This is a genomic window from Streptomyces griseoviridis, from assembly GCF_005222485.1.
Lineage (GTDB): Bacteria > Actinomycetota > Actinomycetes > Streptomycetales > Streptomycetaceae > Streptomyces > Streptomyces hintoniae.
The window spans coordinates 1,250,994-1,273,513 of sequence record NZ_CP029078.1; the positions used below are offsets into that span (position 1 = coordinate 1,250,994).

The 22,520-nt window shown below is 73.6% G+C and carries 16 protein-coding genes; 6 read left to right on the forward strand and 10 right to left on the reverse strand.

What is annotated here, in order from left to right:
* Window positions 1-73: 73 nt before the first annotated feature.
* The gene (locus DDJ31_RS05055) at window positions 74-730 is read right to left on the reverse strand and encodes a Crp/Fnr family transcriptional regulator (protein ID WP_127181492.1); all 657 of its coding nucleotides are present in this window, start codon (window positions 728-730) and stop codon (window positions 74-76) included.
* A 208-nt stretch (window positions 731-938) separates the two neighbouring features.
* On the opposite strand from DDJ31_RS05055, the gene DDJ31_RS05060 reads away from it, so the two are divergent.
* Window positions 939-2,636 (forward strand): hypothetical protein, encoded by a 1,698-nt coding sequence (locus DDJ31_RS05060; RefSeq protein WP_127181491.1) that lies wholly within the window; start codon window positions 939-941, stop codon window positions 2,634-2,636.
* A 238-nt stretch (window positions 2,637-2,874) separates the two neighbouring features.
* On the opposite strand, the gene DDJ31_RS05065 is transcribed toward DDJ31_RS05060, so the two are convergent.
* Genes DDJ31_RS05065 through DDJ31_RS05095 form a run of 7 tightly spaced genes read right to left on the reverse strand, consistent with a single transcriptional unit; the run spans window position 2,875 to window position 11,622 of the window.
* Complete coding sequence (locus tag DDJ31_RS05065) at window positions 2,875-4,143, reverse strand: cation:proton antiporter domain-containing protein (RefSeq protein WP_127181490.1); 1,269 nt, start codon at window positions 4,141-4,143, stop codon at window positions 2,875-2,877.
* Window positions 4,143-5,321: an acyl-CoA dehydrogenase family protein gene (locus tag DDJ31_RS05070; RefSeq protein WP_127181489.1), complete on the reverse strand. Its 1,179-nt coding sequence runs from the start codon at window positions 5,319-5,321 to the stop codon at window positions 4,143-4,145. Before DDJ31_RS05070 ends, DDJ31_RS05065 begins: the two co-directional genes overlap by 1 nt.
* Complete coding sequence (locus DDJ31_RS05075; RefSeq protein WP_127181488.1) at window positions 5,318-6,172, reverse strand: thioesterase II family protein; 855 nt, start codon at window positions 6,170-6,172, stop codon at window positions 5,318-5,320. Before DDJ31_RS05075 ends, DDJ31_RS05070 begins: the two co-directional genes overlap by 4 nt.
* The gene (locus DDJ31_RS05080) at window positions 6,169-7,554 is read right to left on the reverse strand and encodes an FkbM family methyltransferase (RefSeq protein WP_127181487.1); all 1,386 of its coding nucleotides are present in this window, start codon (window positions 7,552-7,554) and stop codon (window positions 6,169-6,171) included. Before DDJ31_RS05080 ends, DDJ31_RS05075 begins: the two co-directional genes overlap by 4 nt.
* Window positions 7,551-8,732 (reverse strand): alpha/beta fold hydrolase, encoded by a 1,182-nt coding sequence (locus DDJ31_RS05085; RefSeq protein WP_127181486.1) that lies wholly within the window; start codon window positions 8,730-8,732, stop codon window positions 7,551-7,553. The genes DDJ31_RS05080 and DDJ31_RS05085 overlap by 4 nt, the downstream gene beginning before the upstream one ends.
* On the reverse strand, window positions 8,729-9,682 hold the full coding sequence (locus DDJ31_RS05090) for a chlorinating enzyme (protein ID WP_127181485.1): 954 nt from the start codon (window positions 9,680-9,682) through the stop codon (window positions 8,729-8,731). Before DDJ31_RS05090 ends, DDJ31_RS05085 begins: the two co-directional genes overlap by 4 nt.
* Before the next feature lie 47 nt (window positions 9,683-9,729).
* Window positions 9,730-11,622, reverse strand: a complete 1,893-nt coding sequence (locus DDJ31_RS05095; RefSeq protein WP_276319322.1) for a non-ribosomal peptide synthetase — start codon at window positions 11,620-11,622, stop codon at window positions 9,730-9,732.
* A gap of 561 nt (window positions 11,623-12,183) precedes the next feature.
* Between DDJ31_RS05095 and DDJ31_RS05100 the strand changes: the two genes are divergently transcribed.
* Window positions 12,184-13,944, forward strand: coding sequence for a PP2C family protein-serine/threonine phosphatase (locus DDJ31_RS05100; RefSeq protein ID WP_127181484.1), 1,761 nt, complete (start codon window positions 12,184-12,186; stop codon window positions 13,942-13,944).
* 33 nt (window positions 13,945-13,977) lie between these two features.
* On the opposite strand, the gene DDJ31_RS05105 is transcribed toward DDJ31_RS05100, so the two are convergent.
* Window positions 13,978-15,375, reverse strand: a complete 1,398-nt coding sequence (locus DDJ31_RS05105) for a ParB/Srx family N-terminal domain-containing protein (protein WP_127181483.1) — start codon at window positions 15,373-15,375, stop codon at window positions 13,978-13,980.
* A 688-nt stretch (window positions 15,376-16,063) separates the two neighbouring features.
* Here DDJ31_RS05105 and DDJ31_RS05110 point away from each other — a divergent pair.
* Genes DDJ31_RS05110 through DDJ31_RS05120 form a run of 3 tightly spaced genes read left to right on the forward strand, consistent with a single transcriptional unit; the run spans window position 16,064 to window position 20,054 of the window.
* Window positions 16,064-18,394, forward strand: a complete 2,331-nt coding sequence (locus DDJ31_RS05110) for a sensor histidine kinase (RefSeq protein WP_127181482.1) — start codon at window positions 16,064-16,066, stop codon at window positions 18,392-18,394.
* Window positions 18,391-18,795: a roadblock/LC7 domain-containing protein gene (locus DDJ31_RS05115; RefSeq protein WP_127181481.1), complete on the forward strand. Its 405-nt coding sequence runs from the start codon at window positions 18,391-18,393 to the stop codon at window positions 18,793-18,795. Before DDJ31_RS05110 ends, DDJ31_RS05115 begins: the two co-directional genes overlap by 4 nt.
* A gap of 56 nt (window positions 18,796-18,851) precedes the next feature.
* On the forward strand, window positions 18,852-20,054 hold the full coding sequence (locus DDJ31_RS05120; RefSeq protein WP_127181480.1) for an ABC transporter substrate-binding protein: 1,203 nt from the start codon (window positions 18,852-18,854) through the stop codon (window positions 20,052-20,054).
* 95 nt (window positions 20,055-20,149) lie between these two features.
* Here the strand turns inward: DDJ31_RS05120 and DDJ31_RS05125 are convergent, their stop codons facing one another.
* Window positions 20,150-21,367, reverse strand: coding sequence for an FAD-dependent monooxygenase (locus DDJ31_RS05125; protein ID WP_127181479.1), 1,218 nt, complete (start codon window positions 21,365-21,367; stop codon window positions 20,150-20,152).
* Window positions 21,368-21,626: 259 nt separating this feature from the next.
* On the opposite strand from DDJ31_RS05125, the gene DDJ31_RS05130 reads away from it, so the two are divergent.
* Window positions 21,627-22,475 carry a glycoside hydrolase family 16 protein gene (locus DDJ31_RS05130; RefSeq protein ID WP_127181478.1) on the forward strand — a complete coding sequence of 283 codons (849 nt, stop codon included), beginning with the start codon at window positions 21,627-21,629 and terminating at the stop codon, window positions 22,473-22,475.
* Window positions 22,476-22,520: the final 45 nt, after the last annotated feature.

The window sequence follows — 22,520 nt, forward strand, 5'->3', positions numbered from 1 at the left end:
CGAGCTTCACAGCCGGCACCGGATCGGTCCGCCCCGCGAGTGCGCACGGAATGTGACGTGGACCACAGGGTGTTCACGCGCTGAGAGAGCCGGCGAGCATCTTCCTCAGGTCGTCGAGACCGGTGACGTGGACGCGGTTCTTCGTGGCCTCCACCCGTTCCGGGCCGAGGCGGAGCAGCGCCTTGGTGACGGAGTTGCGGCCCACCCCGACGTGCTGCGCCAGCTCCTCCCTGGTGAGCGAGAACGAGCACACACCACCGGAGACCTCGACGAGGCGCAGCAGCGCCATCGCCAGACGCTCATGCACGGCACCGTCGTAGACCTCGGTCTGCTCCCGCAATCGACTCGATGCCAGCACGGCCAGCGGGTAGGCAAGCTGATGGTCGTCCACAAAGCGTCTGAAGTCCTCAGCAGGCACCACGGACGCTTTGCATGTGCTCATTGTCCGCACGTCGGCCAGACGCTCCCCGCCGTGCTGGAGTGCCATCTCGCCCAGAATCTCACCCGGCCCGCGGAAGGCGAGCAGCCGCTGCCGCCCATCGCGGTCCGTGCGGACCACCTTCACCATTCCACTGGTCAGGGCAAGCACATGAGTCCCACGCGTGCCCTGCCGTAACAGGGTTCGATCTGCTGGATAGCTCCAGGACGGGTAGCGGGTGAGACCCCTCCACGCCTCGCCCGTCACCAGATCCCTCAGCGTCCGCACGGAGAAGTAACTCTCTTCACTCATGCGATCACGCTAAGGGAGCGAGCGCGCCGGTGAGGGCGAAATTCCGGACTCCGCCCTCCCGCCCCGGAGGCATGCTCACGCCCGGTCGGGCAACGAGGGAGGGAGGCCATTTCCCGCGGCAGGCAGACGCCCTTCCTTTGGCTATCCTGCGCGAGTACACAGTATGTGATCACTCTGTCGCTGTCCGCACCGATACCGGGAGCCGTGGATGCAGGAACAGACCGTCGTTCACCGTGGCAGGACGCTCGCGTGGGAGGGGTTCTGCATGGGGCCAGGACTGCTGTCGCGCGCGGAGTTGGAGGACGTGTCGCGGCGGTTGCTCGGCGTCGGGCTCGCCGGGGCCGAGGCGGCGGCCGATGTGGAGCTGCGGCCGTTCGGCGCGGAGCGCGGGCAGGTGCCGGCCATCGTCCTCGGCACCGCCTCCACGCTCAAGGGCTGCTTCGAGGCCGACGTCGCCCAACTGGCCCTGGGGCGTTCGCCCGACGACTTCTCCGCCTACATGGAGGCCAGGTCGGTGTATCTGGCCGCGCCGGGCGACCTGGCGGTGGGGCGGGGCGAGCCGTGGCGGCAGGCGGTGGCCGCGTCAGGGAAGGTCGTCGGCGTCGAGGTGGCCGACACCAGCTACTACTACCTGTCGCACGCCCTGCTCGCGCTGGCCGTCGCCGCGCCCACCGAGCGGCTCGCCACGCCCCTCGACGTCCTCGTACGGCAGTTGCGCGCCGCGCCCGAGACCGTCGTGCGGCTGTTCGCCGCCGACACCGAGACCCGGGTGCTGCTGCTCTGGCTGAAGCGCGCGGCGGGTCTCACCGAGCTGCGCGTCGACGCCAACGGGCCCGAGATCGCCGCCCGTTGGAACCGCAAGACGACGCTGTACCCGACCGTCGAGGAGGCGTTTGAGGTCCCCGGCCCCCGCGCCGCCGACGACGACCCGCGCCTCCTGCTGGACGCCGAGGCCGAAGTGACGCCCTTCCACCGGGAGTTCGGGGTGCTGCTGCCCCGCCTGCCGGGGTACTCGCTGACCCGGCGCGGCTCCGACGAGGCGTCCATGCGCGACCAGGTGCGGTCCGCCGCCCGTCTGCTGCGCGAGCGGTACGGCCTCGAACTGGGCTGCTTCAAGCCCGCCGAGGAGCTGACCGGCAGCCGGATCAGGATGGGGGTGCCCCTCGACGACGTCGCGGCGCTTGACGCGTTGGCGCGGCAGGCGATGGAGACCGAGGAGGACTACGTCCTGGAGGTGCACACCCACTACGGGCGGCACCGCGTCCCCGGCTACGAGTTCATCCTGGCGCCCTCCGCGCACGTGGTCGCGGGCCGGCCGGCCGAGGGCGGGACCGTGCAGATCACCCGGGGCAGCGTCTGGGAGGGCAGTGTCTACGTGGACGAGGACACCTGCGCGCGCTTCGACATCGCGCCCGCCGACTTCCGGGCCGTGCGGGAGGGGGTGGCCGCCCTGCACGGCGCGTTCCAGGGCGCCGGGCGCGACCTCGGGTTCGTCAAGGGCGGCGTGGACTTCGCGCTCGCCCGCCTCGGCGGCCGGTTCGGGGACCGTCAGGTGATCGCCATGCAGGACCTGAACCTGTCGTCCAACGGCGCCGAGTACGTCCGCGCGTTCCTCACCGAGGCGCGCGAGGTGCTCGGCCGCGAGCAGGGCGTGTACGCGGCGACCAAGGTGGTGCGGCCGGCGGCGGAGACCGATCTGAAGCGGCTCGAGGACGGGATCGGGCAGCCGGGTCCCGAGGGCCATGTGCGGGCTATCACGTCGGTCGCCGGGCGCTGGGGGCTGATCGGGGCGGCGGCTCCCTGCCCCCGCCAAGCCGCCCAGGAGGTACTGGAGTTGGAGCAGCGGCTGCACCGGGCGGGGCTGCTGCGGACCAGCCTGCGGGACGAGTCCGTACAGCCCGGCTGAGACGCCGAGCGGCGGCCGGGACGGAGGGGACGAGGGCGACGGGGGGGGCGAGGCAGCGGGACGGGAGGCGGCAGGGGCGGGAGGGGAAGGCGGGACGGGGGGGGACGGGGGGACGGCGCGTATCGGTCCGTTCTCCGGTCCGTTCCGCCTCACCCGCCTCGCCACGTCCCGCCCCTGCCCGTCGCGGCCCGTCCCGGCCCGTCGCGCCGTCGTCACCCTCGTCCGCGTCGCGCCGTCGTCACCCTCGTCCGCGGCCCGGTGTCGGCACCCTGTCCTGGGTGGGGGTCGGCGGACGGTCGTCCTTCGACGGGGTCGGGCGGGACGGCAGCAGGGGGCCGGTCATGACCGTCGTCAGGACCGCCATCACCACCATGATCGAGTAGAACGCCGCGTCGATCAGGTGGAGTTGGAGGCCGACGGTGAGGATCACCACCTCGGTGAGGCCGCGGGTGTTCATCAGGACCGCGAGGGTGAGCACATCGGGGCGGGGCAGGCCGGCCGCCGCGGCGCCCAGTCCCGCGCCGGCCATCTTCGTGGCCACCGCGACCGCCAGCATCACGGCGAGGCCGCCGAGGTGTGCCGCGCGGAACGTCGACAGGTCGACCCGGGTGCCCGCGATCACGAAGTAGAGGGGGAGCAGGATGCGGGTGGCGGACTTCTCCAGGCCGTCCATCACCGCCACCCGCATCCGTTCCTCGCTGCCCTCCCTGGGCATCACCGCGCCGAACACGAACGCCCCGAACACGAAGTGGATGCCGAGCCATTCGGTGGCCGCGCAGGAGGCCATGAGTCCGGCGACGACGAGGACGACGGCGCCCGCCGTGTCCGCGGTGCCGTGGGCGCGGCGGCGCAGGAACCGGGCGGCCAGCGGGCGTACCACCCCGAGCAGCAGGACGAGATACACCGGCAGGAACGCCATCCGCCACGACTCGGCGTCGCTGAACAGGGCGGCGACGACGGCGAGGCAGGCCCAGGCGATCAGGTCGTTGACGCCGGCCGCGGCCATGGCGATCCGGCCGACGGGCGTCCGGTTCAGCCGCTGGTCGGCGAGGATGCGGGCCAGGACGGGGAACGCCGTGACGGACATCGCCACGCCGACGAACAGCACGAACCCGCGGGTGCCCGAGGGTCCGTGGGCGGCGGCGAAGGGCAGGGCGACCAGGATGCCGCCGGCCAGCGGCAGCAGGACCGAGCCGGTCGCGACGCTGAGGGCGGTGCGGCCGCTGCCGCGCAGGAACGCGGGGTCGGTCTCGTAGCCGATGACGCACATGAAGAGGGCGAGGCCGACGTTGGCGAGCGCCCCGAGGAGCGGTTGGACGTCGTCGTAGGGGACGGCGTCGCGCACGCCCCAGGTCGGGGAGAGCAGGGTCGAGCCGAGCAGGACGCCCGCGACGATCTCGCCGACGACAGCGGGCTGTCCGAGGCGGCGGGCGCCCGCCCCGCAGAGCCTGGCCACCGCGAGGACCAGGGCGAGCGCGAGGAAGAAGACGGCGGTGCGGTCGTCCATCAGAGACTCCCTCCGGCCGGGTCGCCGCCCAGAACGGCCCGGCCGACGAGGTCGCGCATCACCTCGCTCGGTCCGGCCGCGACGGTGGCGGCGCGGGCGTCGCGGTGGGCGCGGGCGGCCGTGGACGTCTGCGTGTAGCCGTGCGATCCCTGGAGCTGGAGCGAGGTGTCGGCGAGGCGGCAGGCCAGTTCGGTGGTGTGCAGTTTGGCCATGGAGCACTCCACGGACGGCAGTTCGCCCTGCTCGTAGAGCCACGCGGTGTGGTGCACGAGGTGGCGGGCGGCGGCGAGTTCGGTGGCAAGGTCGGCGACCCGGTGCACGAGGGCCTGCCGTTGGGCGAGGGGCTCGCCGCCGACGTTCCGGGCGCGCAGGAAGGCGCGCAGGTCGTCCAGGGTGTGGTCCATGCCGCCGAGGGCGAGGACGGCGGCGACGAGGCGTTCCAGTTGCAGGCCGCGCATCAGGTAGTAGAAGCCGTGGTCGAGGCGGCCGACGAGCCGGTCGGCGGGGACCCGTACCGCGTCGAGGGTGACGGTGGCGGTGCCCGCCGAGCGCCAGCCGAGGGTGGGGTGCGGGGTGCGGTGGACGCCGGGCAGGTGGGTGTCGACGAGCAGCAGGGAGAGGCCGGTGGCGCCGCGCGGGCCGCGGGTGGCGGGGGCGGTGCGGACCGCCGTCACGAGGAAGTCGGCGGTCATGCCGTTGCTGACCATGGCCTTGGTGCCGTCGACGACGAAGTGGCCGCCGTCCCTGACCGCCCTGGTGGCCAGGGACGACAGGTCGGATCCCGCGCCCGGTTCGGTGATGGCGAGGGCCGCGACGCGTTCGCCGCGCACGGCGGGCCCCAGATAGGCGCGGCACAGGTCGGGGCTACCGACCCGGCTGAGGTAGGGGGTGGCCATGTAGGCGTGGACGGCGACGGCGGCCCGCAGTCCGCCGTAGCCGGTGCGGCCGAGTTCTTCGAGGAGGACCACGGAGGTGAAGAAGTCGCGGTCGGTGCCGCCGACGGCGCGGGGGTGCGCGAGGCCCAGGTAGCCGCTTTCGCCGAGGAGTTTCCAGCAGGCGGCGGGCACCGTGTCCTGTTCCTCCCAGCGGGCCGCGTGCGGCAGCACCTCGGTGGCCAGGAACGCCCTGACCTCCGCGCGGAACGCGGCGTGGCCGTCGTCGAAGTAGGGGGATCTCACGCGCGGTCGCTCCCTCGTGGTCGTCGTGTCGCGGCGGGCGCGGTCTCGTCGTCGAGCAGGTGGAGCAGGTGGCCGGTCCCGTCCTCGGGCGAGAACGGGAAGAAGTGCCCGCCCTCGACGGGCCGGGCGCCAAAGCCGTGCGGGGCGAGGTGCCGCCAGGCGGCCACCGCGTCGGGGGGCGCGACGTCGTCGGTGGTGCCCCAGAACACGGTGGCGGGCACGGGCAGCGGGTCGGGCGCGGGGTGGTGCCAGGTCTCGGCGAGCCGGATGTCGGCGCGCAGCACGGGTTCCAGCAGTTCCATGAGGGCGGGGCGGGCGAGGACGGCCGCCGGGGTGGCGGCCAGCCGGCCGAGTTCCGCGAGGAACCGCTCCGGGGGCAGTGCGTGGATGGCGGGCAGGGCGCGCGGCACGTGGGGTGCGCGGCAGCCGGACAGCAGGACCTTCTCGGGCGGTCGGGCGAGCGGTCGGCGGACGGTCTCGTAGACGAGCATCGCGCCCATGCTGTGGCCGAACAGCACGTAGGGCGCGGGGACTTGGTCGTCGAGGGCGGCGGCGAGGTCCTGGGCGAGCGTGGGCCAGTGGCGGGCGGGCGGCTCCCGCAGCCGGCTCTCCCGCCCCGGCTCCCGCAGCCGGCTCTCCCGCCCCGGCAGCCGTACCGCGACGAGTTCGACGTCGGGGGCGAGCCGTTCGGCCCAGGGGCGGAAGACGGCGGCTCCGGCGCCGGCGTGCGGGACGCAGACGAGGCGGAGCCTGGCGTCCGGCCGGGGCAGCGGGCGGTGGAACCAGCGGCCGGGCGCCGGCCGTGCGGTGCCGTTCGTCGCCCGCTCCCCCGCGGGCCGTCCGCCGCTCACGGCCGGGTCGTCCGCTGGGGCGCGGCGCTCGCCTCGACGGCGTCGGCGAGGGCGCCGAAGGTGCTGTCGGTGAAGATGAGGTCGGGGGTGAGGGCGTCCTCGCCGAGTTCGTCCTCCAGGGTCGCCATCAGGCGTACGGCGGTGAGGGAGTCGCCGCCGAGGTCGAAGAAGTCGGCGTCGGGCCGTACCGCGTCAGGGCCGAAGATCTCCGCCCAGATCCGGGCGAGCACGGCCGCCCGGGGCGAACCGGTGGTGTCCCGCCCGGCCTGCCGGGGCTTCGGACGGCTGTCGGTGAGGGCGGTGACGAGCGTGTAGCGGCGGGGTGGTGGCGTCGACGGGAGCCGCCTTGCGGTCAGTTCGCGCAGTTCCTCCTCCAGGCGGCGCAGGGTCGGGCCGCCGCCGGGCAGGGTGACGGGGGCCGCGCCGGTGGCGGCGCCTGGGCGCCTGGCGTAGACGGTGTGGCAGGGGGTGCGGGTCAGCCGGGGGTCCTGGTCGGTGCGGGTCTCGTAGCCGTGGGCGCGGAGTCTGGCGAGGACGGCGGCGAGCCGGCCGTCGATGTCGTGGACCTCCATGACGATCCGCTCGACGCGCGGCCACACCGTGTCGTCGATGCCGTCGAGGACGTCGGCCTCGGCCTTCTCCACGTCGATCTTCAGCAGGTCGACGCGGTCGAGGGCGTGCGCGTGGACGACGGCGGTGAGCGTGGTCACCGGGACCCGGCGGGTGTGCGCGGCCATCCGGTCGGTCACCAGGCGGTCCAGGTGTCCCGCGGGTGGCGCGTCCGGGGCGGTCAGCAGGTAGCCGCGCAGTACGTCGAGGTCCTCGGCCGGGTCCGCGAACCGGCCGGACATGACGCTGTTGCCGGGGTAGAAGGTGAAGGCCGTCTCGCCCTCCTCGCGGCCGAGGGCGGTGCGCAGCACGGTGGCGTCCACGTCGTGCAGTTCGGCGTTGAGGGCGACGGCGTCGGCGAGTTCGGTGACGGGTTCGACGGCGATGACGCGGGCGCCCGGACTGTGCAGGGCGGCGCGCAGGGTGAACATGCCGATGTTGGCGCCGACGTCGACGACGACGGCCGCCTCGGGCAGCGCGATGCCGTACCTGAAGTAGGCGTTGTCGGTGAAGATCTCGCGGTGCAGGAACTCCGTCTCGCTGCGGTTGAGGCCCGCGACCCGCAGGGCGCCCGCGGGTTCGTGCCAGCCGAGGCCGCCGAGCCGGCCCGCCGCCTCCAGCCGGGCGGACCGGTGCAGCACCCGGGCCGTGCCGGGGTCGGCGACCAACTGGGCGTGGCCGCCCGCGCCTTCGGGGTCTGGGGTGACCGTGGCCGCGGCGACCGCGGGGTGTTCGGTGAGCACCTCGGCCAGGTGCGGGTCGATGTCGTTCATGTGCCCTTCCGGTCGGGGACGGTCACGGAGCGCAGAAACTCCTCGGCCAGCGAGACGAGTTCGCCGCCCGCGTCGAAGGCGGTGAGGTGGTCGCCCTCGGGCAGTGTGCGCAGGCCGGCCCGGGGCAGGTGGCGGGCGACGAAGGCGGAGCCCGCCGGATGGGCGGTGGCGTCCCGGTCGCTGGTGACGACGAGGGTCGGTTGCGGGGCGTCGAGCAGCCGCCGGCAGTCGGCGGTCATCAGGGCGCCGTTCAACAGGCCGTAGCGGTGCAGGAGTTCGGGGGTGGCGTAGGGGTGGATGAGGTAGTGGGCGATGTCCGGGCGCAGCGCCTGGAGGGCGGTGGGCCGGCTCATCAGCCGGTGCATGGCGGCGGCCTGCGGGCGGCCCCTGGCGACGAGGGCGAGCAGGGACGCGATGTCGTGCTGGTGGGCCGTCTTGGGTGCTTCCGCGCCGAGTTCCCAGTCGCCGTGCCAGAGGCTGAGGGAGCTGACGCGGTCGGAGCGGGCGGCAGCCGAGAGGGCGATCACCGCTCCCCCGCACAGGCCGAGCGCGTGGGCGTGCGGGATGCCGAATCCGTCGAGGACGGCGAGCACGTCGTCGCTCTGGGCTTCGAGGGTGTGCGCGGGGGGCCGGCCTAGCCCGCTGCCGTCGTCGGCGGCGAACAGGCCGCGGCTCTCCCAGGTCACCACCCGGTAGGCGCGGGACAGGGCGGCCAGCCACGGTGTCGCGAGTCCGACGGGCATCCCGCAGGCGCTGACGACGATCACGGCCGGGGCGTCCTCGGGGCCCGCGGCCCAGCAGCGCAGGGGGGTGCCGTCCCGGCCGGGCAGCACCACGGCGGGTCCGGGGAACGCGGCGCGCGCGGCTCTGGCCGCCCGGTGCGGCTCGCCGTCGGCGAGTTCACCGGGCGCGCGCAGCGCGAGCCGTCTGCCGACGGCGAGTTCGACGGCGGTGGCTCCCTCGACCGCCGGGAGGACCGTCACCCCGGGCAGGCCGAGTTCGTCGGCGATCTCGTCGAGCAACTCCTGTGTCCTGGGCAGCTGTTCGGGCGGGATGGGCACGGCGGGGGTCACCCTCACCCGGTGCGGCAGGGCGCGGGTGAGGGACGCCGTGTCCAGCAGGGCGTGGGCGAGGGCGGCCGGTGTGCCGTCGTCGGCCGCCGTTCCCCTCGGCCTCACCTGCCGACCGGGGGCTGGGTGACGAAGGGGTGGTCGCGGGTGGTGCGTTCGGCGGTCTTGTTGTGTCCGTAGGTGTCGGCGCCGCTGACCAGGACGGTGCCGTACCGGTCGAGGCTGACCCGGCCGCCGTACTCCTCGATGGCGTCGGTGCCGGGGTAGACCTCGACGGAGGTGGGCACGTAGCGGGAGGCGAAGCCCATGCGCATGTCGCGGGTGCGGCCCTCGTGCGGGTGCGAGGCGTGCATGAGGGTGGACCAGAACATGATGAACTGGCCGGCCCGCATCTCCATGGAGACGGCCTTCGACTCGTCGGGCTTCCAGTCGGGGTCGATCTGGAGTTCCCGGTAGTCGTAGCCGAAGAAGCCGCGCCTGACGCCGTCCTTGTCGACGTCGTTGTTGCGGTCGGGCGCGTAGTGCATCCGCTTGGTCTCGTCGTAGTACATGGTGCGGTGGGTGCCGGGGATGAACTGGAGGCAGCCCATCTCGGCGCTCGCCTCGGTGAAGGCGCACCAGACGGTGATGGTGCCGCCGAAGTCGGAGCCGCCCGGCCACTGGATCTGCGGGGTGCCCGAGGCGTTGGCGAAGGTGTCCGCCTGGTGCCAGTCGGTGCCCTCGTCGCCGGGGTGTTTGGGGAAGAACTCGGTGCGCCAGCACAGCACGTCGGGGCCGAGGACGGAGGCGACGCGGTGCACGATCTCCGGACGGGTGATGTGGTCGGCCAGGAAGGGGTGGTCGAGGTGGCGGTCGTAGTTGGAGATGTTGGTGGCGGCGGAGACGGCGGCGTCCTCGCTGTACACGGCGGAGCCGCGGTCCAGGAGTTCCAGCCGGGTGCGGCCCCAGCCCTTCTTGATCTCCTCGGGGCTGTACAGCGTGAAGGGGCCCGCGTAGCCGTCGCGGTGGAAGGCGGCGAGATCCTCGGGGCTGAGCGAGAAGTCGGGCTGTGCGGTCATGCGTCCCTCCGGGGTGGGTGGGGTGGGGCGGGCCTCTCGTGCGGCGCTCACCGGGGGCCGGCGGCCAGGGCGGTGTCGACGTGGCGGGCCAGGGCGGCGACGGTGGCGCCGTCGATCAGCACGGTGATGTCGAGGTCGGTGCCGAACGCGGCGTTGGTCCTGGCGAACATGCGCAGCAGGGAGAGCGAGGTGCCGCCGAGGTCGAAGAAGTCGGTGTCGGTGCCGAGGTCGGGCAGGTCGAGGACCTCGCGCCAGATCCCGGCGATCCGCGCCTCGGTGGGGGTGGGTCCCGCGGCGCCGTCCTGGTCGGGGACGGCGACGGCGACGGGGGCGTGCGCGGTCGCGGTCCGCGGGTCGGGGAGCCGGGCGCGGTCGGCCTTGCCGTTGCGGGTGAGCGGCAGTTCGGGCAGGACGACGTAGGCGGAGGGCCGCATGTGCGCGGGCAGCACGGCGGCGGCACGGTCGCCGAGCCGGGGCGCGAGGTCGGCGGCGGGGGTGTCGGAGGCGACGTAGGCGAGAACGCGTACGTCTCCGTCGACGCCGCCGCCCCCTCCCTCGCTCTCGCCGTAGTCGTGCGCGACGGCGACGGCCGCGGAGACGGCGGAGTCGGCGAGGAGCACCGCCTCGATCTCGCCCGGCTCGACCCGGTAGCCGCGGATCTTCAACTGGTCGTCGGTGCGGCCGAGGTAGCCGTAGCCGCCGTCGGGGAGGGCGACGACGCGGTCCCCCGTGCGGTAGCAGCGCCGGACCGTGCCGTCAGCCCCGACCAGTTCGAGGAAACGTTCCTTTTCCAGCTCGGGGCGGTTCAGATACCCGCGGGCCAGCCCGTCGCCCGACAGGTACAGCTCACCGGGGGTGCCGTCGGGGACCGGTACGCCGTCCTCGTCGAGCACCTGGAAGGCGAGGTCGTCCAGCGGCACGCCGATCGGGCTGCCGGGCGCCGCGCAGTCGGCGGCGGTGAGCGGGCGGTGCGAGGCGTGCACGGTGGCCTCGGTGATGCCGTACATGTTGACCAGGCGCGGCCGTTGGTCGCCGTGCCGGTCGAACCAGCCCCGCAGCGAGGCGGGTTCGAGCCGCTCGCCGCCGAACACCACCCACCGCAGCCCGTCCAGGGGCGGTCCGTCGACGGCGGCCAGCCGGGCGAACGCGGACGGGGTCTGGTTGAGGACCGTCACGCGCTCCTCGCGCAGCAGCCGGTGCAGGTCGCGCGGCACCCGGGCGACCGCCTGCGGCACCACGACGAGCCGGCCGCCGGACAGCAGCGCGCCCCAGAACTCCCAGACGGAGAAGTCGAAGGCGATGGAGTGGAACAGCGCCCAGACGTCGTTCTCGTCGAAGTCGAACAGGTCCCGGGTGGCGTCGAACAGCCCCACCACCTGCCGGTGTTCGACCTGGACGCCCTTGGGCAGACCGGTGGAGCCTGAGGTGTGGATGACGTAGGCCAGGTCGGCGGCGGAGGGGGCGGCGACGGGGGCGCGATCGGCGGCCGGGTGGGCGGCCCGGCCCTCCCGCACGTCCTGCCCCGGCGCACGCCCCGGGTCCGCCCCCGTCTCCTCGTCCAGCACGACGATGTCGACGCCCGTTCCGGTGAATCGTTTTGCCAGTTCGGTCGTCGTGACGACGCTGGTGACGTCGGCGTCCTCCAGCGTCCAGTCGATCCGCTCCTCGGGATAGCCCGGATCCAGGGGGACGTAGGCGGCACCCGACCTGATGAGGCCGAGCAGCCCGACGGGGAGCGCACCGGTGCGCGGGAGCAGCAGGCCCACCAGGGCACCGGGGCCGGCGCCCGTCTCCCGCAGCCGCCCGGCGACCGCCGCGGACCGGGCGTCGAGGGCCCGGTAGGTGAGGTCGCGGCCGTCGGCCGTCACCGCCACCCGGTCGGGGAACCGAGCGACGACTCCTTCGAATAGCTCAACGAGTGTGCGTTGCCCTGACTCCACTCTGAATCCATCCTGTTCGACGGAACGAAAGGTGACACCGCGGACCCCGCCGGGGCGGGCACGCGCCGGAATGCGATGCGTTTCGGACGGGCGCACCACAAAATGGGCCGGGCATCCCACACATTTCGCGGGACGGGCGCCTCGGCCACGGTTGCTCATCTTCATCGGGCGGTACCACCTGTGCAAGGGGGCACTGCAGTAATTCCCTGTACCGCCGAAGTGATCGGCAATTCGAGCCACCTGGTCCGTAATTCCCCGCCCGACCAACGAGGCCGGTTGGCGTCGCCGTTACGGGTGTGAAAAGCTGTAACTCCTGGTGGCCGAGTCATCGGGCGCGACGACGATTTCACGCCGATCGGGCCTCTCGTCGATTCTGGCGAAATCAGGACTGCATTTGTTTCGCGCCACCGGAACGGAAAGCGACTTCTTCACCTCCGCCGTGAAAGCGCCCGTTCTCACCGGAGCGGGCGTGTCGTGCCGGGCGTCCCGCGCGCTCCGTGTCTGATGGTGCTGGCCGAGACCGATTGGTACGAGGGGCACAGGCCCGGAGGATGGTGGGGCATGGCGGCCCGCGAGAAGTCAGAACAGGACGCCCGGCCACCGGTCGGCGTCCGTGCTCTGGAGGAGCTGCTCGCGTCGCAACGCCGCAGGATCGGCTGGTACACCGCCCGCGCCGACCACCGGGCCCGGGAGGCTTTCCCGACGCCGCCCGCCGAGGGCGGGGACGACCGCTCCGACGTGCCGGCCGAGGTGGCGGCCATCGCCACCCGTGACCTCCTGGACGCGCTGCCGATGGCCGCGCTGCTGGTCAGGGTCGTCTGCGACGACGAAGGCCGGATCGTCGACTACCACTACGTCACCCAGAACGAGGCGGCCGTGCGGTACGCGGACGCCGTCATCCCGCGCGAGGCGCGTCCCCCGTCGGCCGGCCGGCCGGTGCCGCTGTTCGACCGGTTCCCGAGCATGGCCGACACGGCGGTGCCCCGGATGCTGCGGGACGCGTTCGGCGGCGGCGGGCCGCAAGGACCCGAACCGGTCGAGTGGTACCTGCCGCTGCCCGACGGGCAGGCGGTGCGCATCCACAACGAGCTGACCGTCACCCGCTGCGGCGAGCATCTGCTGCTGTGCTGGGAACGCGGCCACCGCACCCTACTGGCGCGCGCCGCCCAGCAGTTGGCGCAGGTGTGCTGGGCGGAGTGGAACCTCGGCGACGACTCGGCGCAGGGCTCGGAGGGACTCCAGCACGTCCTCGGACTCGCAGACGACGCCCCCGTCCCCTCCCTGCCGCGGCTCGCCGCGATGACCGACACGGCCGGTCAGGACAGGCTCTGCCAAGTCCTGTACGACGTGTTCGAGCACCACCGTCGCGCCGCGTGCGACCTGCGGCTCGAAGCCAGCGGGCAGGTGCTGAGCTGTGTCGCCGAGCCGGTCCGCCTGCCGGGCGGGCCGGTGTGGAGCGTGCGCGCGGTGATGATGGACGTCACCGGTGACCGCAGGGCGCGCGAGCGGGCCGCGCTCGCCGAGCGGGACGCCCAGGCGCAGCGGGCCCAGGTGCACGCGCTCGCGGACATCTCCGGAGCGCTGCGGGACGCCGTACTGCCGCATTTCGAGGGCGAGTTGAGCCCCTTCGGGCTGGAGGCGGCGGCGGTGTACCGGCCGGACTCGGGCTCCGGGGTCGGGGGTGACTGGTTCAAGGTGCGGGTCCTGCCGAGCGACCGGGTCCTCATCGCGCTCGGTGACGCGCGCGGCCACGGGCTCCAGGCGGTCACCCTGATGGCGAAGCTGCGGTACGCGCTGGCCGGGCTGAGCTTCACCGGCCGGAAGGTGGAGCAGCTCACCACGTGGCTGAACAACGTCGCGTGCGACGACGGCCGGGAGTCGACGGCCACCGCCGTCATCGCCCGCTACCACCCCGAGCGGTGCCTGCTGCGCTGGACCTGCGCCGGGCATCCGCGTCCCGTGCTGCTGCGCGGCGGCGAGGCGCGCGTCCTGGACGAGGCGCCCGGCACCGGCGGGCCGCCGCTCGGGGTGGTTCCGGACCTGCGCTACCGGGCGACGGAGACGACGCTGCGCGAGGACGACATCGTCCTGCTGTACTCGGACGGGCTGGTCGAGCGGCGCACCCATGACGCGGACGCGGACACCGCACGGCTGGTCGAGGAGGTACGGCGGGCCGCGGAGCCCGGGGTCGGCGCGGGCCCGGCCGGTCTCGAGGAGTTCGCCCAGGACGTGGTGCGGGCCCTGACCGGACCGCACCAGACGGACGACGCGACACTCCTCGTCTTCCGGCATCTGCACGGCGAGCCGGTCCGGCCGCGCTGACGCACCGCGCGGCCGGGTCCCACGCCGCCGGGGTCAGGCGCCCTTCGTGCCGGTGACCGACACCGGGCCCCTGAAGGTGTTGGCGGTGCAGCCGGGTCCGGAGAGGGTGACGGCGGAGCGGGTGCCGACCACCGACAGCGCGCCGGTGAGCGAACTCCCGCAGATCTGGACGGTGTCGGCGCCGACGGTCTGCACCGCGCCGGTGATGTCCGAGCCGCGCACCACCAGGCTCGCGCCCGAGGTGACGAGGACGACCCCGGTGAGGCGGGCGTTGTCGAGGCAGGTCGTGCCCGACGTCACCAGCAGGGCGCCCGCGCGCTGCCCAGTGACCGTGCGGGTGCAGGCGGGGGTGGCGGGCACCCGGGAGCGGTAGTCGAGGGCGAAGGCGAGCTTGCCCGGCTTGCTGTCGCTCAACGGCAGCGACAGGTCCCCGAACTCGCCCTTCGTCTCCTTCTTCCCGGCGTTCCACTCGGCGAGCCTGCCCAGCTCGTCGGCGGTGCGGCCGCCCGCGACGACGGTGTCGCCGGGGAGGTCGGTCATCGCCTTCGAGGCGTCGCGCACGGCGTCGAGGGAGGACGACAGGGACGTCAGGTCGTACCGGGACAGGTCGATCCGGTCCCGCAGCCAGCCGCCCCAGAGGAATTCGAGGAACTCGGCCGAGCCGTTCGCCTGTTCGTAGCCGATGCCCCGGGTGAAGTAGACGAGGCTGCGGTAGGGGTCGTCGTGGAAGCGGGACAGGCCGAGCCGGGTGGGGAGTTGGGACACCGTGATGGCGTCGCCCTTCTCGTCCTTGAGCCACACCCAGTTCTCGGCCCGCATCCGCTTCCAGAAGTCGGCGGTGGAGAGCCGGCTGAGGTTGGCGCTCACCCGCAGCCTGATGGGCGTCTTCGGACCGCCGTCGGCCGCCTCCCAGAACGAGGTCAGCGAGTGGTGGCCGTCCGTCAGGTACAGCGTGCCGCCGGGTCCGACGACCACGGTCTTCATCTGGGCGAGGCTGTCCTCGGTCTCCTGCCCGACCGGGATCGCGCAGGTGAAGGAGGACGGGTCGGTCAGCGCGGCGCCCGCGTCGACGGAGGCGGCCACGCCCTGGCCGTTGGTCTCGCACCAGTCGTCGAACCGCTTGTTGAACTTGCCGCGGTCCTCGTCCTTGCTGCTGCCGTAGCGGCCGAGCTTGTAGAAGATCTGGTCGTAGCCGAGCGAGGGCTGGGTGGGCCTGAGCTGGTCGAGGGTGACGTCGATCAGGTCGCCCGCCCGCGCGGACGTGACACCGGACGCCGTGCCCGACTGGGCCGCCGCCGGGGTACCGGTGAGGATCTGGCCGATCAGCAGCGAGCAGGTCAGCACCCCCGCTCCGCGCGCCAGGCCGCGCCGCCCGGGGGCGCGGGAGGCGACGGCGGATCTGGCGGGCCGGACGCGGGCCGAGCCGGTCATGAACACTCCTACTGCGGTCGGGAGGGGCACGAGACGGGGTGCGGAAGGGGTGGTTCGCGCCTCGGTGTCCTCATCCAGCCAGCCGAACCGTCCGGGGAGGTGGCACCGAGATGACTCGTCGGTGTCTACCAGGCGAACGTGCCCGTGGCATCGAGCATTTCGACATGCCCGGACGGGACCAGGTGGTCACTCCGCGGAGCGGTCGGTGTCCACCGCGGACCGTCGTCCGGATCGGCGGGGTACGGCGCCGGGGGCTGTCCATGGCGCGATGGGCGCGGCGGCCACGGAGACGGCGGCGAGGAGCCGGGCACACCGCCGCCCTCCGCACCGCCCGCGCCCGGCCGACTCTAGGTGAATCCCTAATTGTGGCGCGGGCGTTGAACACTTTCGGCGGCGGGCATCGTCACCGTTTCTCCACCAGGGCCGGATTGACTTTCGGTCAGTCGGGAACGGATGGTCCGCGCGGTGGCGGGGCGCCGTTCGCGCTCGGGCCTCCCGTTCCGCCGCTTGTGCCCTTTCCGCGGAGGAGACGTGGTGATCGGCGCACCTCCCCTCCATCGACCCGTACATTCACCGTCCGTGACCGGCGCATAGGATCCTGGCCGCCCCATCCCCGCCCCCTCCCCCGATCCCAAGGCGCCCTCGTGTCCGCGATGTTCAGCACCGGTTCCCGGGACGGAGCCGCCCCGTGAGAATCAACCGCCGTCTGGCCCTGCTCGTCACCGCGCCGCTCACCGTGGCCGTCGCCTTCTCAGGACTGGCCCTGGCGCCCGCGACGAACCACGCGCTCCAGGCGCACCGGCTGACCGCGATGGTGACCGCGGCGGCCGTCGGGGCGGACCTCGCCGACCGGGTGCAGCGGGAACGGGCGGCGGCGACCGCGCTGGTCTCCGGGCAGGGCGACGCGGACGCCTTCCGGACCGCCTCGGCCGCGACCGACCGGCGCGTCACCGCGTTCCGGCAGCGGGCCGCCGGCCTCTCCGGGGTCCCCGGCAACGCGCGGCGCGCGCTGGACCGGGCCGCGCGCTCCCTCGGCGCGCTGTCGTCGCTGCGCGCCCAGGTCCGCTCCGGCAGCACCACCGTCTCCGCGCTCGCCTTCCGCTACCGCATCGTCGTCGCCGACCTGGGCGGCTACCGCGAGGGCATCGCGCAGGCCGACGGGGTCGACGCCGGTATCGCCGACCGCGTCCGGGCCGCCGCCGCGCTCTCCGAGGCCGCCGAGTACACCGCCCAGCAGCAGGTCACGGTCGCGCGGGCGCAGGCGTCCGGCGGCTTCACGCCCGCCTCCCGCCGCGCCTTCGACGCCGGCCGGCTCGGATACACCGAGTCGCTCGGTGTCCTGTACGACCTGGGGCCGGGGCAGTGGCGGACCTGGCTGGAACGCACCCTCTCCGGTCCGAAGGCGCTGACGGTACGGCGGTACGAGGACGCGATCGGCCGCTCCGGGACCCGCGCGGACGTCGAGGTCACCCCCGGGCAGTGGCAGCGGGCCTCGGCCGACCGGCAGACGCTGCTGCGCTCGGTGCAGCGGCGGGTCGACGCCGACGTCCTGGCGACGGTCTCCGACACCCGGACGGCGCTGGTCAGGACGGCCTTGATCGAGGCGCTCGTGGTGGTGCTCACCCTGGTGGGTGCCGTCGTCCTCACCGTCAGGATCGGCCGTGTGATGGTCCGGCGGCTGCGCGCCCTGCGCGACGCAGCGCACCAGGTCGCCCACACCGGGTTGCCCGCCGTGATGAGCGAGCTGTCCCGGCCCGGCGCGCTGCGCGGCGCCACCCCCGAAGAGGTCGCCGAGCGGACCGGCGCCCCGGTGGCGGCCACCGGCGGGGACGAGATCGGGGAGGTCGGCGAGGCGTTCAACGCCGTCCACCACGAGGCGGTCCGGCTCGCCGCCCAACAGGCCCACGCGCACGCGCAGTTCGCCGAGACGCTGGTCGGGGTGGCGCGCAGGGGCGCGCAGTTGACCAGTGTCATGGTGTCCGAGCTGGACACCGTGCAGCGGGACGAGGCCGATCCGCGGCGGATGCAGCATCTGTTCGCGCTCGACCATCTCGCCGTCCGTATGGAGCGCAACACCAACAACCTGCTGGTGCTGGGCGGTTACGGGAACGCCCGGGTGCGCCCGGCCGACGTCGACTGCGCCACCGTCGTGGTGGCCGCCGCCCAGCAGATCGAACGGTTCGAGCGGGTCTCCCTCGGACTGATCGAGCCCGATGTGGCGGTCACCGCGCGGGCCGTCCACGACGTGGCGCACATCCTGGCGGAACTCCTCGACAACGCGACCCGGTTCTCCCCGCCCGAGACCACCGTCGGGGTCACGGTGTGGCGGCTGCGGGACCGGGCGGTCGTGCAGGTCGTCGACGAGGGTGTGGGGATCTCGGCGGAGCGCCGGGCGGTGCGGAACGCCGCGCTGCGCGAGCCGCAGGCGGGCATCGGGGACGTCCGTTTCATGGGGCTGCACGTGGTGGCGCGGCTCGCCGCACGGCACGGCATCGTCGTCGAACTGCGGGACTCCGCGGGGCCCGGCACCATCGCGGAGGTCACCCTGCCGGCGAGCGTGCTGGCCACCGTCCCGGTCGAACTCCCGGCGCAGGGAGGGGACATGGCGGAGGGGGCGCGGACCGCTCCGCCCCGGCGCAGGGCCGTGCCCGAGCGGTCCGGGCGACGGCAGGGTGCGGACGCCGGGGCGGCGCCCGACCCGGGCGACGGTCCACGGGAGCGGCACAACGAGCCGTCCGCGAGCCCCGAGCCGTCCGCGAGCGCCGAGCCGGGCTCCCGGGTCGCCGGGGTGAGCGCGTCGGGGCTGCCGGTGCGCAGACGCGACGCGCCGCAGCGCTGGCCAGGCGCCGGGCGGGACACCCCGCAGCAGCGGCCGGGCGGCGCCCCGGCGCGCCAGGCGCCGCGCCGCCGGGACTCCCGGCAGGTCTCGGACGTGCTGGCCGCCTACACCTCGGGCGTCAGCCGCAGCGCGCGGCGGCGCGAGCGCACCGCCGCCGACGACACCGAACGGAGCGAGTGATGAACCCTTCCGACCTCAGCTGGATCCTGAGCGACTTCGCCGGCCGGGTGCCCGGGGTGACGCGGGCCATCGCCGTCTCCGTGGACGGTCTCGCCCTGGCCCACGCCGGGGTGGACCGGGACGAGGCGGACCGGCTGGCCGCCATCGCCTCCGGCGTCGTCAACCTGCTGTCGGCTGCGGCGCAGTTGACGGACACCGATCCCGTCGAGCACAGCCTGACCGCGACGGAGGGCGGCTACCTGTTCTCGATGGCCGTCTCCAGCGGTGCGTCGCTGCTGGTCACCACCACGAGGGACGCCGACATCGGCGAGGTCAGCTACATGATGTCCGAGCTGATCAACCAGGTCGGCGACGCCCTGTCCCCGCAGACCCGGGCGCCGCACGCGCCGTTCGCGCGCTGAGCGCGGAACCCCCGCCAGGACCGGCCCCGTCACCGCCCGCCCGGATGAGAGCCCCCATGTTCCTCGACCCGTCCCCTCGTTCCTCCCGCGCGCCGCGGCTGTTCGGCGCGGTGGCGCTGGCCCTCGCGCTGACCGCCGTCACCGGGTGCGGCGGTCCTGGCGACGGCCCTGACGACCCCCTGAAGGTCGGTCTCGTCGCGTCCCTCTCCGGCACCTACAAGCCGGTCGGCACCGAGCTTCGGGACGGCTTCGAGCTGTATCTGCGTACGCACGGCGGCGAGTTGGGCGGGCGTCCGGCCGAACTCGTCGTCGCGGACGAGGGCGACGGCCCGCAGGCCGCCGTGCCCGCCACCACGCGGCTCGTCGAGAAGGAGAAGGTCGACGTCCTGACGGGCTTCGTCAGCGGTGGTTCGGTCAACGCGGTGCTGCCCCTGGTCGAGCGGGCCGGGATCCCGTTCGTGGGGTCCAACGCCCGCCCGGCCGTCAAGGACCTGGACCGGGTGTGGACGACGAGCTTCCTCTCCGACGAGCCGGGCCGGGCCATCGCCCCGTACGTCGAGGAGGCGGTCGACGGCCCGGTCTACGCGATCGGCCCCGACTACCAGGGCGGCTACGACCAACTGCGCGGCTTCACGGACGAGTTCGAGCGGCTGGGCGGGAAACTCGCCAACCCGGGCGGCGGGACGACCTGGACGCCGTTCCCGAGGACCACCGACTTCCGGCCGTACTTCGCGCGGATCGCCCGCTCGGACGCCAAGGCCGTCTACTGCTTCTACGCGGGCCGGGCCGCGATCGACTTCGCCCGCCAGTACGCCCGTTCCGAGATCGCCGACCTGCCGCTGTACACGGCGTTCGTCACCGAGGGCAGTGTCCTCGACGCGCAGGGCGACGCGGCCAAGGGCATCTACTCGGTCCTCAACTACGCGGCCGACCTGGACAACGAGGCCAACCGGCGCTTCGTCGCCGACTGGACGGCGCGGCACGACGCGCAACCGACCACGTACGCGATGTCGTCGTACGACGCGGCGGCCGTGCTGGACAAGGCGGTCGCGGACGCGGCGGCGCGGGGCGCGGTGACCCCGGAGACCGTCAACCGGGCCATCGGCGGGCTCGGCCAGATCGACAGCCCGCGCGGGGCCTGGGAGTTCGGGCGCCGGGAGCACTCGCCGGTGCAGACCTGGTACCTGCGCCAGGTCCGCCCGGACGGGACCCGCCTCGCGAACGTCATGGTCGAGGACCTGGCGACGCTCGGCGACTGATTCCCACCGGACGGCTGCCCGCCAGGCGGTTCGGTGAGCTCCGGGCGGTCACGTGAACCCCTGAAACCCCGGGCGGTCCAGGCCGTCCGCCCGGCTCAGCGGCCCGTCAGGCGGTGTCCGCCGAAGCCGCTGGTGCGGTCCGAGCCGTTGTTCTGGGCCTGCCACCAGGTGTCGAACTCCGGCTGCTCCATGGCCGACCAGTCCGGGGTGTTCACGACCTGCGCGGCCCCCATCCGGCGGGCCAGCGCCACCATCGCGGAGCCGATCGGGTGGCGGGCGGTGTCGTAGGCGTCCAGGATCCGCTGCCAGTCGCCGCCCTCCTCCCAGGCCGCCTGGAGAGCGGTGGCGTCCTGGAGCGCCTTCACGCTGCCGGCGCCGAGGTGCGGCCGGGCGATGCTCGCGGCGTCCCCGATGAGCGCCGTCCGGCCGACGGTGTAGCTGGGGACGTCCAGGTCGTAGATGGGCTGGACGAAGGTGGCCTCCACCGGGGTCCCCAGCAGCTTGGCGGCCCAGTACGGCGGGAAGGTGTCGGCCACCAACTCCCGCAGGGACGACGTCAGTCGCGCGGTGACGCGGCCCGGTGGCAGCGAGGTCGGGGTGCGCGGGTCGAAGTGGAGTTCCTCGGCGCCGGTGGGCGTGGTGTAGAGGATCCAGTTGAGCCGGTGGCCGCCGACGCCGTCCGGGATGCGGTACGCCATGCAGTGTCCGCCGGGGAAGACGATGTTGTGCGCGTCGAGCCCGTCCGAGGGCAGGTCGGCGACCTCGGGCGAGGTGCCGCGCCAGCCGATGTAGCCGGCGTAACTCGCCGTCGCCTCCGGGTACATGGCGGCGCGGACGACGGAGCGGTAGCCGTCGGCGCCGATCACGAGGTCGAAGCGCTCGCGGTGTCCGTCGCCGAGCCGCAGGGTGACACCGTCGGCGTCGGGCTCCACACCGGTGATGACGGCGCCCGAGCGGTAGTCGACGCGGTCGGGCACCCGGTGCCGCAACTCGCCCCACAGGGAGCCCCAGTTGTAGGCGCGGAACGGGAACGGCTGCTCGCCGACGGGCCGCCCGTGCCGTGCGTCGCCGTCCCGCACGCTCCACACGCGGCGGTTCAGGGGCGCCCAGGGCATCTCGGAGGTCAGATAGCCGGCGTCGCGCAGTTCGGCGAAGCGGTCCTCGTGCAGGCCGATCCCCACGCCCCGGTCGCGGAGCCCGGCCTGGGCGCGCTCGAAGACGGTGATCCGGTCGGCTCCGCCGCGCGCCGCGGCCAGCGCCGCCGCGCACCCCGCGATGCTGCCGCCGACGACCGCTATGGTGCCTCCGCTCACGTGCAACTCTCCGCTTCGCCGGTCCTGTTGGCTGTTCCCGCCCCGGTGCGCGCCTGGGTGACCTGCGGTGGGGGGCGGTAGGGATGCTACCGAGGAGAGCGTTGCGGAGGAGTAGGGCATCTCCTAGAAGGCACGGGGAAGAGAAGGTCTGTACCTGGAGCCGGAGCCGGTGCCGATAGGTCCGTACCTGCCTCTTGACGCCGGCCCGCTTCCCTTCCTAGAAACGGAGGGAAGCATTCCCCCCACGGAAGGCCGACCCATGAACTCCGCACGCCTGTTGCGCAGATGTCTCTTCACCACCCTGTCCGTCGCGCTCGTCGCCAGTGCCGCCGTGGCCCCCACCCACGCGGCACCCCGGTCGGCGGCGGCCGTCACCTTCTCCGACACCTTCGACGGAGCCGCCGGATCAGGCGTCGACCCCGCCAAGTGGCAGACCGAGACCGGCGACAACGTCGACAACCACGAGCGGCAGTACTACACGCAGGGAACCGACAACGCGCGCCTCGACGGCCAGGGGCACCTGGTGATCGAGGCCCGCCGCGAGAACCCGGGCAACTACCAGTGCTGGTACGGGAGCTGCGAGTACACCTCGGCGCGGCTGAACACCTCGGGCAGGTTCACCGCCACCTACGGGCATGTCGAGGCCCGCATGAAGATCCCGCGCGGCCAGGGGATCTGGCCCGCGTTCTGGATGCTCGGCCAGGACATCGGCGACGTCGGCTGGCCCGAGTCGGGTGAGATCGACGTGATGGAGAACGTCGGCTTCGAGCCGTCGACGGTCCACGGCACCCTGCACGGGCCCGGCTACTCGGGTTCGGGAGGGATCGGCGCCGCGTACACGCTGCCGAACGGGCAGGCGTTCGCCGACGACTTCCACACCTTCGCGGTGGACTGGGCGCCGGACAGCATCACCTGGTCCGTGGACGGCACCGTCTACCAGACCCGCACCCCGGCCGACCTCGGCGGCAACCGGTGGGTCTTCGACAAGCCGTTCTTCCTGATCATGAACCTCGCGGTCGGCGGCTACTGGCCCGGCGACCCCGACGGATCGACGTCCTTCCCGCAGCAGTTGGTGGTCGACGAGGTGACGGTCACGACCAGCGGCTGACGCCGCCTCCGGGCACTGCCGCGTCCGGGTCCCGGGCGCGGCAGC